The sequence below is a fragment of the Chryseobacterium sp. UF-290 genome, assembly GCF_058245615.1.
Map to the genome: position 1 here is coordinate 298424 of NZ_JBSICB010000003.1, position 20137 is coordinate 318560.

The 20137-nt window shown below is 35.4% G+C and carries 13 protein-coding genes; 8 read left to right on the forward strand and 5 right to left on the reverse strand.

The window, feature by feature from the left end; translation table 11 throughout:
- Positions 1 to 141: 141 nt before the first annotated feature.
- Genes AC4IF5_RS05295 through AC4IF5_RS05305 form a run of 3 tightly spaced genes read right to left on the reverse strand, consistent with a single transcriptional unit; the run spans position 142 to position 2585 of the window.
- Positions 142 to 1185 (reverse strand): patatin-like phospholipase domain-containing protein, encoded by a 1044-nt coding sequence (locus tag AC4IF5_RS05295; RefSeq protein WP_490732351.1) that lies wholly within the window; start codon positions 1183 to 1185, stop codon positions 142 to 144.
- Positions 1186 to 1189: 4 nt separating this feature from the next.
- Positions 1190 to 1993, reverse strand: a complete 804-nt coding sequence (locus tag AC4IF5_RS05300) for a phosphatidate cytidylyltransferase (protein ID WP_490732353.1) — start codon at positions 1991 to 1993, stop codon at positions 1190 to 1192.
- Positions 1983 to 2585 carry a CDP-alcohol phosphatidyltransferase family protein gene (locus AC4IF5_RS05305; RefSeq protein WP_490732355.1) on the reverse strand — a complete coding sequence of 201 codons (603 nt, stop codon included), beginning with the start codon at positions 2583 to 2585 and terminating at the stop codon, positions 1983 to 1985. Before AC4IF5_RS05305 ends, AC4IF5_RS05300 begins: the two co-directional genes overlap by 11 nt.
- A gap of 152 nt (positions 2586 to 2737) precedes the next feature.
- Between AC4IF5_RS05305 and pyrG the strand changes: the two genes are divergently transcribed.
- Both pyrG and yidC read left to right on the forward strand, forming a co-directional pair.
- Positions 2738 to 4345 carry a CTP synthase gene (gene pyrG / locus AC4IF5_RS05310; protein ID WP_490732357.1) on the forward strand — a complete coding sequence of 536 codons (1608 nt, stop codon included), beginning with the start codon at positions 2738 to 2740 and terminating at the stop codon, positions 4343 to 4345.
- 204 nt (positions 4346 to 4549) lie between these two features.
- A complete protein-coding gene (gene yidC / locus AC4IF5_RS05315; protein ID WP_490732359.1) occupies positions 4550 to 6349 on the forward strand; it encodes a membrane protein insertase YidC in 1800 nt (599 codons plus the stop codon).
- Between the two features lie 103 nt (positions 6350 to 6452).
- On the opposite strand, the gene rnhB is transcribed toward yidC, so the two are convergent.
- A complete protein-coding gene (gene rnhB, locus AC4IF5_RS05320) occupies positions 6453 to 7037 on the reverse strand; it encodes a ribonuclease HII (RefSeq protein ID WP_490732361.1) in 585 nt (194 codons plus the stop codon).
- Positions 7038 to 7337: 300 nt separating this feature from the next.
- On the opposite strand from rnhB, the gene AC4IF5_RS05325 reads away from it, so the two are divergent.
- From AC4IF5_RS05325 to argS, 6 genes are all read left to right on the forward strand, one after another.
- Positions 7338 to 10328, forward strand: coding sequence for a SusC/RagA family TonB-linked outer membrane protein (locus tag AC4IF5_RS05325; RefSeq protein ID WP_490732363.1), 2991 nt, complete (start codon positions 7338 to 7340; stop codon positions 10326 to 10328).
- 11 nt (positions 10329 to 10339) lie between these two features.
- Positions 10340 to 11887 (forward strand): SusD/RagB family nutrient-binding outer membrane lipoprotein, encoded by a 1548-nt coding sequence (locus AC4IF5_RS05330; RefSeq protein ID WP_490732365.1) that lies wholly within the window; start codon positions 10340 to 10342, stop codon positions 11885 to 11887.
- Positions 11888 to 12302: 415 nt separating this feature from the next.
- Entirely contained in the window at positions 12303 to 15299 is a 2997-nt protein-coding gene (locus tag AC4IF5_RS05335; RefSeq protein ID WP_490732367.1) for a SusC/RagA family TonB-linked outer membrane protein, read from the forward strand.
- Positions 15300 to 15309: 10 nt separating this feature from the next.
- Complete coding sequence (locus AC4IF5_RS05340) at positions 15310 to 16737, forward strand: SusD/RagB family nutrient-binding outer membrane lipoprotein (RefSeq protein WP_490732369.1); 1428 nt, start codon at positions 15310 to 15312, stop codon at positions 16735 to 16737.
- A 45-nt stretch (positions 16738 to 16782) separates the two neighbouring features.
- Positions 16783 to 17229 carry a lipocalin-like domain-containing protein gene (locus tag AC4IF5_RS05345; RefSeq protein WP_490732370.1) on the forward strand — a complete coding sequence of 149 codons (447 nt, stop codon included), beginning with the start codon at positions 16783 to 16785 and terminating at the stop codon, positions 17227 to 17229.
- Positions 17230 to 17296: 67 nt separating this feature from the next.
- Positions 17297 to 19057 carry an arginine--tRNA ligase gene (argS, locus tag AC4IF5_RS05350; protein ID WP_490732372.1) on the forward strand — a complete coding sequence of 587 codons (1761 nt, stop codon included), beginning with the start codon at positions 17297 to 17299 and terminating at the stop codon, positions 19055 to 19057.
- A gap of 135 nt (positions 19058 to 19192) precedes the next feature.
- Here argS and AC4IF5_RS05355 read toward each other — a convergent pair whose 3' ends face one another.
- On the reverse strand, positions 19193 to 20128 hold the full coding sequence (locus AC4IF5_RS05355) for a YihY/virulence factor BrkB family protein (RefSeq protein ID WP_490732374.1): 936 nt from the start codon (positions 20126 to 20128) through the stop codon (positions 19193 to 19195).
- Positions 20129 to 20137: the final 9 nt, after the last annotated feature.

The window sequence follows — 20137 nt, forward strand, 5'->3', positions numbered from 1 at the left end:
ATGTAAAAATAAATTTTAAAAGTAAAAGTATTGCATACATTTATTATAGTGTCAGAAATATGTGCAGGAAAAATTGAGGTATTCAATAGTCATGGGCTTTTCAATTGAAATATTATTTGAAAATAGCAGATTTACAAAAATTTAGAATTTGCCTCTTATGCTCCTTACTGTTTGATCAAACCCATACTGCCACTGCATTTCCATGTCTTCTACAAACTGCTGATAAGTTTTTGGAAAAGAAAAATCAAGCTCAAGCTTTTTCCAGTTGATTCTTTTTTCCGGATAATGTCCTTTTAAAACCTGTTTTATACTGGTTGTGTCAATCTGAAATTCTGACCGGAGCTTTTCAGTTTCCAGCAGCCTTTCATTGGCACTGAAACCAAAAACAGAACGGATCAAAGCTTCCTCTACCGGAGTGTACGGTTGTTTTTTTTCAGTGATGACTTCCCGGGAAAGATGCCTGGACAGTTCAAGAGGAACGAGATCTATTACTCCTCCCATGAAATATTGATGCTGCAGGTAGGCCGGTTGTACATAGAACATGTCCGAAACGGAAGCTCTGGTGCTTTCAAGCATGGAAAATTCTGTGACAATCTTTGATTCCTTTTCTACAGCACTATCTTTAAAGCTATCAGAATGAGAAGCGAGGTGTTCATGACTTATTCTTTGGGCTGTTTCAGGATCTGTGAAAATTGTTTTCCGGAATAATTTTTTTTCGCTCCTTTTCTGCCCGGATTCCCCGGGAGTAAATAAAAGTTCCGAACCTATAATGACAGTTGGGATCTCTTTTGAAAATACTCCATTTTTTATGGACGGAAAGCATTCTGACAGATCTTGTGGCATTTCTACAAGATACCGGTTAAAAACATCTTCAATAATAGGAGCTTTTCTTTTATCAAATATTTTTTTTAACGAAAAAAGGCCTATTTCAGAGAGCTTTTTATGCTTTGTCAATGCAGTTTGGGAAACAAACTGATAATATTCTTCAGACTTTAAATATTCTTTTCTGGAACAATGATCAGGGAATGCATTGATTACTGTTGCTGCAAATGACCCGCCACAGGAAGCGATGAGCAGATCCGGGTGTAAGCTCAGTTTATCTAACGCGGCAAAAATACCGAGGTAAATCATCAGTCTTGTTCCTCCTCCTGAGAAAATAACCGCCCTTTTAAATTTTTCATCCATGATCTTAATTTTTTATCAGAAGCGGAAATATCCAGAAAAACAGAGGTGCATTGAAGATCAGGCTGTCCATTCTGTCTAGCAGGCCTCCATGCCCGGGAAGAAGATTTCCGGTATCTTTTACATTCGTTTTTCTTTTTAAATAAGACATGAAAATATCTCCAAAAAATCCTGCGATCCCAAGAGTGAGCCCTAAAATACTGTTCGTTAAAATATTGGTTTTAAGTAAAAAGTAACCTGAAATATTACTTAAAATAACGGTAAGGAAAACGCCACCAATGAAGCCCTCCAATGTTTTATTAGGACTTATATGAGGGACGATCTTATGTTTTCCGAAAAACTTTCCCATGAGATACTGAAAAACGTCATTCAATTCTGTTATTACTACAATGAAAATAATGGAACTGAGACCAGCGGAGCTATTCCTTATCCATAGCAAATGGGGGAAAGCACAAAGACAGACCAATAGGGCAATACAAATTCCGTATAGCTGTTTTCCGGAAGATCCTGACAGTAAAAAATAGGTGATAACCACTATCCCTAAAAGAAAACTGTACAGGAAGTAATTTTCAATCTTTAAAAAGTAAAATAAAAAGAATTGTAAAACACCTATGAAAATGGACGGAATAATAGGAGATGTATGAATTTTAAACATCCTTGAAAATTCAAAAAAGCACTGAAAACTTATCCATGAAACGAAAAAAGTTATGGCAAGAGGATGTGAAATACCCAGAGCAAAAACAATAATGATATAGATCCATGTTTTTACCCTTAAAGGAACGTCAGCAAATTTATTTTCTTCAGGCTTCATTCAAAGATTTCTTAAGGCGGGTATAGGTGCTGATAAGGAGCAGGATAATGATCATTCCGAAAATATAGTTTGATATGCCAGTCATGTTTACTCCAAAAAAAGCCAACAATCCGTACAGTCCCAGAATAAACGCACGGTCACTTTTCCCCATGGGGCCATCATAACGGCGTTCTTTTCCGGCTATTTTTCCCATCAGGCCTGCCAATTCATTGATGACACTTAAAACAATGAAAATCACAACCAGATACAGACTTTCAGGTTGAAATTTAAGCAAGGGAAGAAATATAATGACATCCGAAACAACATCACCCACTTCATTCAGGATCTCTCCAAGCTTACTGATCTGGTTGAACTTTCTGGCCATCATTCCGTCCAGGGCATTCAAAGCCATTCTTATCAATAGCCCGATAGGAAGACTTAAAAAGAACCATTTCGAGCTGTCTGCATTCCAGAATAAAATTCCAATGACGGCAGATAACATGATTGATCCAATCGTAATCTGATTGGCTGTGATATTATTCCTATGTAAAAACAATAAAACAGGAGTGAGCAGCTGCTGGAATTTGGGTTTGAGTTTATATACCGAAATCATGATGGTTATTACTTGGCGTCATTTGTTTATACCAAATATAGATAAAATTTTTCATCAGGTTTTATAATTGTTTGATGGGGTTTTTCCATTTTCAAAATGTAAAAAATTGCTTTGTATCTCTTTTTCCCATAACTTTGCACAAACCTAATCTAATGAGTAAAAAGAATACAAAATACATCTTTGTGACAGGAGGTGTAACTTCATCTTTGGGAAAAGGAATCGTGTCTGCTTCTCTGGGACTATTGCTAAAATCACGCGGTTTTAACGTAACGATCCAAAAACTTGATCCTTATATCAATATCGACCCGGGAACTTTGAATCCTTATGAGCATGGAGAGTGCTATGTGACTGAAGATGGTGCGGAGACGGATCTGGATTTAGGTCACTATGAGCGTTACCTTGACGCTCCTACATCCCAAAACAACAACGTTACTACAGGAAAAATCTACCAGACTGTAATTGAAAAAGAAAGAAAAGGAGATTTCCTTGGAAAAACGGTTCAGGTAATTCCTCATATTACTAACGAAATCAAACGTAGAATTAAAATCCTTTCAAAGCAGAACTACGATATCATTATCACGGAGATCGGGGGAACTGTAGGGGATATCGAATCCTTGCCATACATCGAAACTGTTCGTCAGTTGAAGTGGGAGCTGGGAGAGAAGAATTCTATGGTGATCCACCTTACTTTGTTGCCTTACCTGGCTTCAAGTGGAGAATTAAAGACAAAACCATCTCAGCACTCTGTTCGCCAGTTGATGGAAAGCGGAATTATGGCCGATGTCCTGGTGTGCAGAACAGAACACAAAATCCCTAAAGATCAGAGAGCAAAATTAGCTCAGTTCTGTAATGTTCCTTTGGAAAACGTTATAGAATGTAAAGATATGGAAACGATCTATGAGGTTCCGATGTATCTTCAGAAGCAGAACTTTGATGATGTAATACTGAAGGAACTGGATCTGAAGAGTGATAAAGATGCTGATCTTAAAGACTGGAAGAGCTTCCTTAAGAAATTCCAGAACCCTAAGAAAACAGTTGAAATTGCATTGGTAGGAAAATATGTTTCCCTTCAGGATTCTTATATTTCTATTGCTGAAGCATTCAAACATGCCGGAGCTGACCTTGAAACGGAAGTAAAGGTAAGATGGGTCTACAGCGGAGATATTACAGAAGATAATATCAAAGAGGTATTGAAAGGAGTGAATGGTATCCTTGTGGCACCTGGCTTCGGAGACAGAGGAATCGAAGGAAAAGTTCTTACGGCAAAATATGCCAGAGAAAATAAAATTCCGATGTTGGGAATCTGTTTGGGTATGCAGATCATGACGATTGAATTTGCGAGAAATGTTTTAGGACATACAAAAGCGAACTCAATGGAATTTGATACGGCTACACCAGATCCTGTGATCTCGCTGATGGAAGAACAGAAAAATGTAGTGGACAAAGGAGGTACGATGCGTCTTGGTGCATGGAAGTGTGCTTTGAAGAACGGTTCCGAGCTATCCGATATTTATGGAAGCAAAAATATTTCTGAAAGACACCGTCACCGTTATGAATTTAACAGCGAATATCTTCAGGAATTTGAAAAGAATGGGTTCCTTGCTACAGGAACCAACCCTGAAACAGGGCTGGTAGAAGCTCTTGAGCTTCCTGATCATCCGTTCTATGTAGGGGTTCAGTATCACCCGGAATACAAGAGTACGGTAGCGACACCGCATCCTTTATTCAGAGCTTTTATTAAGGCTTGCGAAAAGAAATAAGGTAAATTTTTATCATAAACGTCTGCATATAAACTCAGGTTGATTTTTCTCAGCCTGAGTTTATTATATACTAATGTATTATAGTATAGAGTTTTGATAAAAAAACAGTATTTTTGTCAGCTAAAATTTACTACAAATCTATCAGTTTTCTTATACATCTGTAGTAAGTTAAGAATAGGAAATTTTAATTATAATAAAAATAAAATGCAACAAAACAACGGAATCGATAAGAAGCAAATGATTAGTTTTGCGGTTTTATGCCTGGTTCTCTTTGGTTTTATGTTCTATTTCCAGAACAAACAGGCGAAAGAAGAAGAGTTAAAAGCCCAGCAGCAGAAAACCGAACAGGTGAAAAGTGCTGTAAAACAAACTCAGGTAAGCAATATCAATCCAAATGTAACTCCTAATGCGATCCAAACAGCAAGTCTTGGAAACAATGAGCTGAAACTGGAATTTTCCAGTCTGGGAGGGCAGGTTTCCAAAGTAGAGCTTTTAAAATATAAAGCATACAATCAGAAAACAGACAGGGCAGATCAGCCACTTTATCTGATCAATAAAAATAATTCAAAATACGGTTTCCAGTTTAAAGATAAAACAGGAAAGATCATCAATACTAAAGATTTAGTTTTCTCACCTACAGTGAATGGAAATGCGGTAACATTAACAGCAGACTATAATGGTGCTGTGATTCAGTTTATCTATACATTGCTTCCGAAATATACACTGGATTTTAAAGTAAGAACCCAGGGACTTTCTCAAATTACTTCAGACAATAAAGCGGATTTTATCTGGGATTATGACGTGAGAAACCTTGAAAAAGGTAGAGCTCAGGAACAGTCTCATTCAGAATTCTCTTACGCTTTCAATAATTATAAAGATTATGATTATGATGGAAGAACAACAATGGAGGAGGAAAAAGAAACGCTTAACTGGATTGGAGTAAAGCAGCAGTTTTTCTCTTCTGTAATTGAAGCTAAAAATGGATTCACTCAGAGTAAAGGAAACCAGGAAAATGTTGAAGAAGGAGAATATCTGAAGAAATTCAACTATGAAGGTTTCGTTCAGATGACAGGCAGCGAGCTGAACCAGGATTTCACATGGTATTTTATGCCATTGGACTTGCCATTGCTTAAATCATATGATAAAAACTTTGATGAGATTCTTCCATTAGGATGGTCATTCATCGGAGCGATGAACCGTTACTTCTTTATGTGGTTGTATAGTATCATTGCGAGCTGGGGATTGTCTGCAGGGTGGGTGATCTTTGTAATGACTATCATTGTGAAGTTAATTTTATCGCCTATTATGTATAAGCAGCATAAATTAAGCGCGATGATGAAGGTGATCCGTCCGGAAATTGATGAAGTGAATGCTAAGTTTAAGGATGCAGATCCTATGAAAAAGCAGCAGGCTACAATGGAAGTGTACAGAAAAGCAGGCGTGAATCAGATGGCAGGATGCTTGCCGGCATTGGTTCAGATCCCGATCTTCTATGCATTGTTCCGTTTCTTCCCAAACTTTATTGATCTGAGAGGACAAGGTTTCTGGTTTGCGAAAGATTTGACAGCATACGATGATCTGATCAAATTACCTTTTAAAATTCCTTTCCTTGGGGACCACTTAAGTATTTTTGCATTGGCTTGTACGGTTGTTATTCTCATCTATACAGTAATGACCTCAGGGAATATGCAGCAGCCTCAGCAGGAAGGAATGCCAAATATGAAAGTATTGATGTATATTTTCCCAATTACATTCCTATTCTTCCTGAATACTTCCGCATCGGGTCTTTCATGGTATTATTTCGTATCCAATGCGATCAATATCCTGATCATTCTTGTTATTAAATACTGGATCCTGGATGAGAAGAAGATTCATGCCCAGATTCAGTCTAATAAAGAGAAACCAAAAGCTGAAGGTAAGTTCCAGAAAAGAATGAGAGAGATGATGGAAAAAGCTCAGGAGCAGCAGAAGACTCAGGAACAGATGAGAAACAAAAAGAAATAATGTATTTCATTATAATAGTAAAAAAGAGAAGCAATAATTGCTTCTCTTTTTTATTGAGTTGAATTTTGGAATATGAGGATCAGTCATTTATAATCCCTGATTCTCAGTCATATTTCAGTCTGAAAGATTGTCTGTGGTATTTGGTTGGGCCATGCTTTATAAGTGCTTCCTGGTGCTTTCTGGTAGCGTAGCCGAAATTAGTATCCCAGCCATATTCAGGATGTTCTTCGTGCAGATTAATCATAAGTTTATCCCTGTAATTTTTTGCCAGGATAGAAGCTGCTGCAATGGATAATACTTTAGAGTCTCCTTTGATGATACACTGGTGCGGAATATAATTGTAAGGATGGAACTTATTTCCATCTACCAGAATCAGTTCCGGGGTTATCGTTAATTTGTCTAAAGCACGATGCATCGCATGGATGCTCGCGTTGAGAATATTATGCTCATCAATGAATGAAGGGGGTAATTCTGCAATGGCATAAGTCTTTACATTATCTTTGATATAGCTGTCCAAGTCCATCCGCGTTTTAAATGTTAATTTTTTTGAGTCATTAACGAGACTTTGTTTAAAATTATCATCTAAAATCACAGCTGCTGCCACCACAGGTCCGCTTAAACAGCCTCTTCCTACCTCATCACATCCGGCTTCAATGTAAAGATTTGACCAGTTTTTTATTAGCTCCATAGGTTATCTTCATATTATATTGTAAAAGTATAAAATTTAAAAAAAAGACTTTTTTGTTATATTTTTATCTTTTTTGTTTTCTTGTAAATGTTTTTAATTTGAATTAGTGTAAATTATGTGTTTCCGTTAATTTAGTGTGGTTTTCATCATTTTAATATATTCGTGTATTTATGTGATTTCTTTTTGTTTACATGTGGTTTTATTGGATTTTAAATTATTTATTATAATATTTTAACAAATTATTTGGTGAATTTAAGAAAGTTTCACATATTTGTAATTATAAAATTAATTGAATTAACTATGAAGAAACTAACAACAAGTGTTCTCGTGATAGCACTTACTTCTTCTTTCTCTTTAGTTTCAGCACAAATTTCTTCAAAAAAGGATACTGTGATGAAAGAAAAACAAATTGAAGAAGTTTTAATTACTGGAGCTTTTGGTATCAGAAAATCTCAAGAGGCGCAGACTTCAGCACAGCAAGTGATTAAAGCAGAGCAGCTAACTCAGGCTGGAAACCCTGACCCAGTATTAGCATTGCAAGGAAAAGTAGGCGGTGTACAAATTAAACAGACCAATACGAGTGTAGATGGTACAAATAGTATTATTATTCGTGGTAGAAGATCTATAACGGGAGGAAATGAGGCTCTTGTTGTTATTGATAATGTAATAACAACTGCATTAGCTCTTCAACAGTTACCTCCAGATGTTATTGAATCAATAAATGTTATTAAAGGAGCCCAAGGATCTGCACTTTATGGCCCTCAGGGTGTTAATGGTGTAGTAGTTGTAACAACAAAAAGGGGTAATAAGAATGGGAAAATGACTGTTTCTTTCAATAGTAATATTGATTTTGAAAACGTTGCTTTTATACCTGAAAGACAGAAGAAGTACGGACAAGGTTGGGCTGGGGATAGAATTGCAGTAGAAAATGGTGCTTGGGGACCTGCATTTAATGATCCTAATTGGAGTGGACAGCTTTTGCCTTATGGTATCCCTTTATATGATTATAATAATGATGGCCAGATAGATGTCAATCCAGATGATGATGAATTGACGGATGATAGTCCTGCTTCAATATTTAGTAGGTTTGCGCCTTATGGTAAAAATAACGTTAAAGATTTTTTCAAAACAGGAACAATTTACAATAATACTGTTTCTGTAAATGTAGGTGGTGAAAATTCATATTTATTAATGTCACTTAACAATGTACAAAGAGAGTTTGTTGTTCAAAACGATAAACTGAATCGTACATCTGTTTTATTAAAGGCAGGAACTAAATTTAATAAATGGAGCTTTGACGGAAGTTTAAATTATTTTAGAAAAAAAACTTCACAAACAGATCCATATTTATATCATAATCTACTTCAGGCATCTGCAGATATTCCTATATCGAAATGGTCTGATCATAGATATACTGCATATAGTTGGAATATGTATTACCAAAATCCTTATTGGGCCATTGATCATGACAGACGAGATAATATAACTAATTTTGTAAATACAACGGGTTCTATTGGTTATAAGATAAATAATAATATTGATTTATTATATAGAGGAAACTTACAATATACTACCAGTGAGCAAAAAGAGCATAATGATGGATTTCATAATCTGTTATTAGATGAGGCTGGGATAAATCCTGTTGTTTCTTCTATATATCAATCTCAATATAATAGAACTGATTATTATGGTGATTTCATGGTTAATCTAAATTATGATATTACAGATGATTTAGGTTTTAAAGCTAATATCGGGCATAACTACCAATATTTTAGAGCATCACAAAACTCTGCCGGAGGTACTGGTATTTTAACACCTGGAATTTATGCTATTTGGAATTTAGCTCAACCAACTCCCCCTATTCAATTAGATAATAATACATATACGGCAAATAAGCATGCTATTTTTGCTAACCTAGATTTTGATTACAAAGGATATCTATTTTTAAATGCTACAGCAAGGAATGAATGGAATTCGGTTCTTGCTAAAGACAATAGAAGTTACTTTTATCCTTCAGTAGGGTTGTCTTTTATACCAACAAAAGCATTTGGATTTGGTGGTAATACATTCAATTATATGAGAGTCTTTGGTAACATTACAAAGACAGCGAACGCTACTGCTGTTGGCGCATATAGTATTAATGATCTGACTTCAGTTCCTGCTGGTTATCCTATGAATGGGGTTATTAGTTTTGTTCCCAATCAAACTCCTACCGATGGTAGTATCAAACCTGAAAAAGTTATCAGAAAAGAAGTTGGTTTAGGACTTGGATTCTTTAAAGATAGAATTACAATAAGCGGTTCGGTTTATCAAGATGATACAAATGATTTAATTACAAGAAGAACTGCAGCAGCTTCTTCAGGGCTTACAAGCCGATTAGTAAATATTGGAAAAATGGTTAATAAGGGAGTAGATGTTGACCTTAATATTCAACCAATAAAATCTAAAGATTTCAATTGGAATATTGGAGCTTCATTCTCTACTTGGAATACAAATGTTACCAAAGTAACTGATGATGCAGATGAAGTATCTCTTGGTGGTTTTGCCAATGGATGGGGGCTATACGCTGTAAAGGATGAAGGTTTTGTACTTAAAGCTTCTGCTTATCAAAGAGATGAGCAAGGAAGAGTAATTATTAATGCTGCAAATGGCAACCCTTTGTATACTACGACTCTTAAAAGTTTTGGTAAAATAGATCCTGATTATATTTTGAATTTTAATACGAATTTCAATTATAAAGGATTCAAGCTTAGTGCAGTATTTGAATATAAAAAGGGAGGTAAATTCTTCTCAGGAACTAAACAAGGATTTTCTTTTTCAGGGCAGTTAGTTGAATCAGCAGAATTTGATAGAACTCAGGGAGGTTTCGTTATGCCAAATTCTGTATACCAGGATACTAATGGAAACTATGTTGAAAATACTTCTATTAAAACAGGAGGAAATGATTATAATTCTTTAACTAATTATTATGCACAGACATACGGGTTAATTGGTGAGAACTTTATTTTAGATGCTACTTCATTCAGAGTTAGAGAATTGGCGCTTAGTTATTCATTCCCTGTTGATATGATTAAAGCATCTGGTTTGACCGGTTTGACAATTGGAGTTCATGGTAGAAACTTATTCACTAAGTTTGCTAAAAATAATAATGGTTATAGTGACCCAGATACCTCTTTCGTTACAACTAAAAGTAATAATATAAATCTTGCTACGGATGTTCAAGGTATTGTGCAGGATAATCAGTATCCATCTCTAAAAACTTATGGATTTAGCGTTTCTGTTAATTTTTAAAAAAAAGTAAAATGAAAAAAATATTTTTAATAGGATCTATTGCTCTTTCAGTGATATCATGTGCTAATTTAGATGATAATATGTCTCCGAATATGCCTTTAGATTCTGATGTTAATCCAGCATTGAAATTGAATGCAGCTGAAGTTAGAACATATTCTGCTCAAGCTGCTGGAATAACGAGACTGTCGAGTATTTGGACAAATACATATGCGGGTAATTACTATTATTTTGCTAATCCAATGACTGTCGAGTACTCATTAAATATAAATAGCTCTACATATCAAAATATTTGGAATGATAACTATAGAGCAATTGGGGCACTTCAAGCATTAATTGATGGTAGTGGTGCTATGGAATCTGCTCCACAGCATGTGGCAATTGCAAAAATCCTTAAGGCCAATTATATGCATTACCTAGTTGATTTCTATGGTGATATCCCTTATAGTGAAGCATTTAAGTTTTCTGCAAACTTGAGCCCTAAATATGATAAAGGTGAACAAGTCTATATGGGATTAATTAATGAAATAGATCAGGCGCTTGATTTAATAGATCAGGGAAATGGTCCTGAACCGACAGCAGATGAGGATGTAATTTTTCACGGTGATATGGATAGTTGGGTTAAGTTTGCAAATAGTGTTAAGCTTAGAATGTTGTTAAGGATGTCAAATGTTACAGATGCAAATATTGTTGCATTCAGAACAGAAAAGTTGAACGAAATGAAGAACTATACTCCAATGGATGACTTTATTACTACAGATGTAAAGATTAATCCTGGTTATAGTGATGCAAGCTCTGCAAATTTGAATCCTTTATATAGGGAATATGGTTATACTGACTATACAAGTACTGCTATGAATACCAATGGATGGAGAATAAATAAAGCAGCTGACTATTATGCCAAATTTGTTAATGGTGAATCAACTGTAACCAGTGGTGTTGTTGATGGAAGGGGAATAGCACAATTTAGAGCTGTTGCAGGAAAGGTTTCTGGAATTATTCAAGGTGGTGAGAAGCCGACTGGTTCTTCAGAAGCAACATATTCTTTTATTGGCTGGAAACTTTATCCGGCTTCTGCAGCACAGAACGGGGGAATGGATGGTTATATCATGCTAGGTTCTGAAGCTTTATTGTTGTTAGCAGAAGCAAAAGTTCTTTATCCTTCGGTTTTTGTTAATTTAGATGGTCAATCTCTATATAATCAAGCAATTTCGTCTTCATTTGCTTTTTATGGTCTAAACTCTCAATTGGCTGGCTATATGAGTGCCATTAGTACAAAACCAGGTATGGGATGGGCTGCTACTACTAATAAAATTGAAGCAATCCAGAATCAGAGGTTAGTAAGTTTAGCTATAATTAGACCTATGGAAACGTATCTTAATTATTTAAAATATAATTATCCAAATATTCCATTAGCTCTTACTGCTGAGCAACCAAGAAAACCTTATAGATTGGTATACCCGGCTAGTGAATATTCTGCTAACTCTGGTAATGTTCCAAATATGTCAACTACGGATTGCTTTACAAAAAATCAACTTACTCCATTTTGGCTAAGAAATTAATAGTGTAACAAACTTTTAATATATTTTTACCGCCTTCGGGCGGTTTTTTTATTTTTATAAGTATTCGTTGAAGATTTTGACCAAAAAAAAAATCATATGCCAAACATTGTATTTATGGAATTTTTTAATAGCTTTTTTATAAAATTAGTTCACTATATTGAGAATCAATATGTTATATAGGTGTTGATCTAGTAGAGATATAGATAATATCAATTTAATAAATGTTATTATTTCTTAAAAAAATATAGCATATAAATATTTCATTTTTGTTAAAAGTTTCTTTTTTAACGTATTTTATTATTTTTTACGCACTAAATTTTCTTAAATATTGAATAAATGATATTTTTTTTAAATTTTGCTTTGTGGTATTAATAAAGTTTTACAAATTTGTAGGGTTACAAAAATTAAATTTGATATGAAGAAACTAACAACAGGTCTTCTTGTTTTAGTAGTATCTTCTTCTATAGCTGTTGCTCATGCTCAGGAAAAGAACGATACTATTAAAACAAAGGAAATCGAGGGCGTGGTAGTAACCGCACTCGGGATTAAAAGAGAGAAAAAATCTTTGGGATATGCTTCACAAGAGATTAAAGCAAGTGCTCTTTCGGATGGGACAACAAACACGGGAAATATTGGAGCACAATTATCAGGTAAGGTAGCTGGTTTGAATGTTACAACGAATAACAACTTTGGTGGTTCGGCAAACTTACTAATTAGGGGGATAAAAACATTAGGAGGCGGAAACCCTTTAATAGTTATTGATGGATCTCCAGTTAATAATACTTACACACAAGAGAAATCAGTTGATTATGGTAATGCCTTATCTGATATCAATCAGGAAGATATAGAATCCATTAACGTACTAAAAGGTGCAGCGGCATCGGCTTTATATGGAGAAAGAGGTTTGAATGGTGTTATTGTGATTACTACTAAAAATGGGAAAGGAAAAGATGATGGATCTTGGGGAGTTACATTATCCTCCTCAATAAATGTAGGCTTTATCGATAAATCTACTTTCCCAGAATATCAGACAAGATATGGAGCAGGTTATTCCCAAAGATTTGGTACACAGGGACCTGGCGGATTAAATAACGCAAACTTCGGGGCAGATGCATCTTGGGGACCTAAATTTGATCCTAATTTATTAGTTTATCAGTGGGATTCTTTTGATCCGACATCTCCTAATTATGGAAAGGCTACACCTTGGGTAGCTGCTAAAAATGGTCCCATTACCTTTTTTAATAATCCGACGACTTATAACAACACTGTAACGTTGGAAAAAGGAGAGAAAGGAAAAAATATTAGTTTTACCTACGATAATATGATGATGGATGGTCTTATGCCTAATTCTCATATTAATAAAAATAGTTTTTCCTTAAAAGTGAACTATGACCTGACTCCTAAACTGCATTCATCGTTCTATTCTACGATGACCTTGCAAGATACAAAAGGTCGTAGTATAACTGGTTATAGTGATAATACAATGAGTGGCTTCAGACAATGGTGGCAAACTAACGTAGATATGAATGATCTGGAAAGAGCATATTTTGCTAATGTGGATCCTAGTATCGCCAGTGCAGCGAATAATTATGGGAATGTTACATGGAACAGGAAATCTGCTGCTAATGGAGCGCCTGCATACTGGAACAACCCTTATTTCCAAGCATATCAGAACTACACAACGGATAAGAGACATAGAAACTTCACTTATGCCCAAGTAACTTATGATATACTGGATAATATTTCTGCTACTGGAAAAGTGTCTTATGACAGATCAAACCTTTTTGCTGAAAACAGATTGGCAGTCGGATCTATAGCTCAGCCTTTTGGGCAATCAGGAAATGATGTTTCTTCAGGTTATGCAAGACGTGATGTGCTAAGAACTGAAACAAATTATGATTTGATGGTAAATTATAAATTTAATATCACTGATGACATTAACGTTTCAGGAGTTTTAGGAGGAAACATCAGAAGAAATTATTTTAATTCTGTATATGGTTCAACAGAAGGGGGATTAGTGGTTCCTGGAATTTATGCATTATCAAATTCGAAAAAGGCCCCTTTGGCATCAGATGAAAGTGAATTTACAACACAGACCAATTCAGGATATATTACAGCTTCATTTGATTTCTTCAAAAAATTCTATATAGATGGAACTTGGAGAATTGATCAAAGTTCAACATTGCCAGCAGGTAATAATGTATATAATTATCCTTCAGTAACAGGATCTGTGATTATGTCAGAAATTCTGAATACTAAAAGTTGGATGAATTTTTGGAAGTTAAGAGCAAACTATGCTGAAGTAGGAGGTACGGCAGATCCTTATATGCTGACAAATAATTATAGATCTGCAGGTATCTTATCTGGGGTAGGGATATACAATTCAATCTTGAATCAAGCTGATCCTAATCTAAAGCCTCAACGATCTAAAGAATTTGAAGTAGGTACAGAGGCGCACTTCTTAAAAGATAGAATAACAGTTGATTTTGCCTATTATAAAACAAAAACTATTGATCAGATCATTACGCTTCCTGTATCTTCAGGAACAGGATATACGGGTAAGGTTATTAATGCTGGAAGAATAGATAATACTGGATATGAGGTACAATTAGGATTGGTACCTATAAAATCAAAAGATTTTACATGGAATATCGATGCCAACTGGTCCAAAAATAAAAATGAAGTTGTTAGTTTATACCCAGGAATTACAAATCTTTTATTGAATAGCTTTCAAGGCGGGGTTTCTCTAAATGCTAGAGTTGGTGAAGCATGGGGAACACTAGTTGGAGGAGATTATGTTTATTTGAATGGACAAAGAGTAATTGACCCTACAACGGGTATTTATCAAGTTAAAGCCAACCAAGTTATAGGTAATACAACTCCTGATTGGATTGGAGGTATTAGAAATAGCTTTAGTTATAAAGGCTTCTCTTTAAGCTTCTTAATTGATATGCGTAAAGGTGGGGATATTTTCTCAACTGATATGTATTATGGTATGGATACAGGTCTTTATAAAGAAACTGCTATTGGTGATTATAGAGATAAGGATGTTATACTTCCTGGAGTTTTGCCAGACGGCTCTCCTAATAATATAGCTTTGTCACAATTTACAACTGGAAGCAATTATGGATACGAGACACAACCGGCAAAAGAATTTGTTTATGATGGATCATTTATTAAGTTAAGAGAAGCTAGCATTGGATATATGCTTCCTAAATCTTTATTGGCTGGAACTAAAATCTATGATGCGAAAATCTCTATTGTAGGTAGAAATTTATGGATTATTCACAAAAATCTTCCATATGCTGATCCAGAAGCTATGATAGGTGGTGGAATCAATTCTTATGGATGGTCAATTGGGTCTATGCCGACTACAAGAGATATTGGGGTAAATGTTACGTTCAAATTTTAAAAAATCAACAATGAAAAATATATTAAAAGCTGCCTTAGCTGGCATATTTATATCCGTAAGTTTAATATCATGTCAAAGTGATATGACTTCCCTGAATGAAGATCCTAAGCATCCGTCGGTTTTACCGTCAGAAAATTTGCTGGCGACTGCATTATTCCAGTCTTCTTATTACATGGACAATCCTAGTGTGAATTTCAATAATTACCGTTTTTTTACACAGCAATGGGCAGAAGGTCAATATCCTCAGGAAACTCAATATGATTTGGTAACCCGAAATCAGCCTAGAAATCATTTTAATAGGATGTATGTATACAGCCTTAATAATATCAGACAGGCAAAGGAAAATCTGGCAAAAGAAGTGGAGACTGATGATGTTCGTACGAATAAATTAGCGACTTTAGAAATTGAAGAGATTTTCATCTGGGAAAATCTGGTGGATACTTTTGGAGATGTTCCTTATTCTGAAGCTTTTAAGCCAAATGAAATTTTAACACCAAAATATGATGACGCCAAAACTATTTATATTGATTTAATTAAAAGAATTGACGCTGTCATCGCAACAGTAAAGCCTGCTTCAAAAGGATACGATTCTGGAGACTTAGTTTATTCGGGTAATATGAGCAAATGGGTGAAATTTGCCAATTCTGTCAAATTAAGATTGGGAATAAACTTAGCTGATGTTGATCCCACATTGTCTAAAGCAACTGTTGAGTCAGCAATTGCAGGAGGAGTTATTTCATCTGAAGATGATGCTTATAAATTTGCATATGATGGTAACACATTTTCAAATCCTGTTTTTGATAATCTAGTAGCTTCTAATAGAGACGATTTTGTTCCTAGTGAATTAGTTATCAATACTATGAATGGCTTATCAGATCCAAGAATGGATAAATGGTTTACAAAAGTTGATGGGGTTTATAAAGGAGGCGTTTTTGGTGAATTGAATGATCCATATAGTGATTTTTCTCACTTAAATGATTATTTTAGATCTTCAACAACAGCTTCAAATTTATTAAGTTATGCCGAAGTAGCTTTTCTTAAAGCTGAAGCAGCTGCAAGAGGATATTCAGCTGGTGATACAGCAGCCAATCTTTATATTACCGCAGTTACAGCTTCCATGAAAGAAAATGGTGTATCAGATGCTGATATTACTACCTACTTGGCAACAAACCCTTATAATGCTGCTAATTGGAAACAATCTATCGGGGTTCAAGCTTGGATTGCTATGTTCAATAAAGGATTTGCTTGCTGGAATTTTACAAGACGTTTAGATAATCCAGTTCTTGTAAATCCTCCAAAATCTAACCTTTCTTCTGTACCATACAGAATGCCTTACTCGGATCAGGAATATGTATTAAATGGAACCAATGTTAATGCCGCAGCAAGTAAAATTGGAGGAGATAAAGCAACTACAAAATTATTCTGGGATAAGTTTTAATATACTGGCTAAGCAAATTTATTTAGCCAAAGTAAATATTTTAATATGAAATTTTTTATAGGAATCTTTCTTTTTATGGCAGCTATTTCATGTTCAGGTAATGATGACAATGATAACGCTGTAGAAAGTGTAAATATCAACGGTAAATGGAAGCCTTACAAATATGAATTTAGGGGTAAAAGTATTATGTTAGATGATTGTGAGAAGAAGGGAGAAATATCAATAAATCCTGATTTTTCCGGGACTTATGAAAGATATGATCTTTCTACTTCGGGTAACTGTGATAACGTTGATTCTTTCGGTGGTAAATGGTCTTATGATAATAACAATAGCAGCCTTATGATGACTTATAATGAGGCAGGAACTATTAAAACATTAAAAAAAACAGTTCAGTCATTTACTGATGTTGAGTTAAGAATTTTAGATAATTCTAAAGATTTAGACGACATACCCGGAAATGACCAGGCAACTTTAGTTTTTGCCAAACAATAATATTCTTATATAAACCGCCCTCGGGCGGTTTTTTTATTTCCGTATATTTGTACTTCAAAATTTTAAGATGAATATTAAAGATATTATAGAAGAAAAACTTTCAGGAGTCATTTTAAACGTATATCAGTTAAAAGACATCAAGCTGGAAATTCAGGAAAATAAAACGGAATTTGAAGGTGACTTTACCATTGTCACTTTTCCACTGGTAAAGCAATTGAAAAAAAATCCTGAGAGTATCGGGGTTGAATTGGGAGAAGCTTTAACCGAACAGACTGAATTACTGGACAGCTTTAATGTTGTGAAAGGATTCCTGAACGTTAAAGTTAAAAACCAGTTCTTTATTGATAACTTCAGGTCTGTAAGTAAGGGGTTTTCTTCAATAGAAAAGAAGAATGCCACAGTAATGGTAGAATATTCTTCACCCAATACCAATAAACCTCTGCACTTAGGGCATATCAGAAATAATTTATTAGGTTTCTCTGTTGCACAGATTTTAAAAGAGGCAGGATACGATGTGATCAAAACCCAGATCATCAACGACAGAGGAATTCATATCTGTAAATCAATGCTGGCATGGGAAAAATTTGGAAACGGAGAGACTCCTGAGACTACCCATACAAAAGGAGATAAATTTGTAGGAAATTATTACGTTGAGTTTGATAAGAACTATAAGAAAGAAATTGCAGAGCTTGTAGGCCAGGGAGTAGAAGAAGAGCAGGCTAAAAAAGAGGCTCCGATGATGAAAGAAGCTCAGAAAATGCTTGTTGATTGGGAAAATGGAGATGAAACGGTAAGAAATCTTTGGAAAGAAATGAATTCCTGGGTATATAAGGGGTTCAATGAAACCTATAAAAGATTGGGCGTAGACTTTGATCAGGTTCAGTATGAAAGCAATACTTATATTTTAGGGAAAGACCTTATTCAGGAAGGGCTGGATAAAGGAGTATTGTATCGGAAAGAGGATGGCTCTGTCTGGTGTGACCTTACGGATGAGGGACTTGACCAGAAACTATTGCTGCGTTCAGACGGTACGTCCGTTTATATGACTCAGGACTTGGGAACAGCTGTTGAGCGATTTAAACAGAATAATATCCAGAAGCTGATCTATACGGTAGGGAACGAGCAGGATTATCACTTCCAGGTTTTATTCAAAATTCTTAAGAAATTAGGATATCAGTGGGCAGATCAGTTATATCACCTTTCCTACGGAATGGTAGAGCTTCCGGAAGGTAAAATGAAATCCCGTGAAGGAACGGTTGTGGATGCTGATGACCTGATGCAGGAAATGTATGAAACGGCAAAATCTAAAGCTCAGGAACTGGGGAAACTGGAAAACCTTTCTGAAGAAGATAAAGAAGCTTCTTATGAAACAGTAGGGCTGGGAGCATTGAAATATTTCATGCTGAAAGTGGATCCTAAGAAAAAAATGCTATTCAATCCTGCAGAAAGTATTGATTTCAACGGAAATACAGGACCGTTCATTCAATATACTTATGCACGTATCCAATCATTACTGTCTAAAGCAGAATATACAGAGCAGGAAACTGCTGAGGTGTCTTTAAATCAATCTGAAAAAGAGCTGATCATGCAGCTGGCTAATTTTAAAACTGTAGTGGCTAAGTCTGCAGAAACATTAAGTCCGGCTTTAGTGGCAAACTATGTATATGACCTTGTGAAAGCATATAACTCGTTCTATCAGAATAATCCGATCCTGAATCAGGATGATGAAAATGTAAAACAATTCCGTTTGAATATATCAGACCTGACAGCGAAGACGATCAAAAAGTCTTTAGAGCTGCTGGGAATCGGTACAGTAAACAGAATGTAAAATAAAAACCTCCTGATCATTTCAGGAGGTTTTTTTGTATTTAGGTAAAATGTATTAACATATTAATGATTCTGGAAGATTCGTAAAAATATCTTCAGCTTTATAACCTCATAATCCGAAACTCGAATCCCGAATTTATTGACTATTATTATCAGTCTCTTGTTTCAAACTATCCGCATATAACTTGGCTGCGCTCCATTTTGCGTGCTTGGACAGGATGACCTTATAACCTTTCTTATAGGTATAAACTTTAGTGAATTTGGCGCCGAAAAATATGAGCATACAGGAATAGTTAATCCACATCATGATAAGGATTACTGTTCCGGCAGCTCCAAAAGCTGAAGTGGGCTTTACCTGGTTGAAATAAAGGCTCAATAAGAATTTTCCCAGTGTAAATAATGCTGTAGTCAGAAAAGCTCCCCTCCATACAGATTTCCAGGTGATCTGCACATCAGGCAATACTTTAAACATTAAAGCAAATAAGAGCATGACGAGCCCGAATCCGATTGAGAAATTCACCACTTCGACAAGCAGATAGGTCTCAAATCCAAAATACTGGGTAATGATTTTATTAAAAAGGCTGATAAGAGAAGATAGGACCATGGTGATCATCAGCAAAAAACCAAGAATGAGGATCATCCCAAGAGAGTTGGCTCTGTCTAATAAAAATTTGACCAAAGCTTTCTTCGGGGCAGACTCTACATCCCATAGGGCATTCAAAGAATGCTGAAGCTGGAAGAATAGGGTGGTGGAACCAAAAACAAGAGCTCCTACACCTACAGCCTTCATGAAAATATTTTTTTTGTCGATCAGAGCTCCGGCCAGCATTCCTTCAATACTTTTTGCTACATCAGGTCCCATGATACCGCTGATCTGGGTGCTGATCTGTCCCTGGATGGCTTCTTCGCCGAAGAAATTTCCAAGTACCCAGATGATAATGATTAATAATCCCGGAATGGAAAAGATGGCATAATAAGCCAGACTAGCCGAATCCTTTGATGCGGAAGAATTGTTCCATTCTGTAAACGTATCTTTAAGAACCTCCCAGAAAAATTTAGCATTTTTGATCATATCAAATCA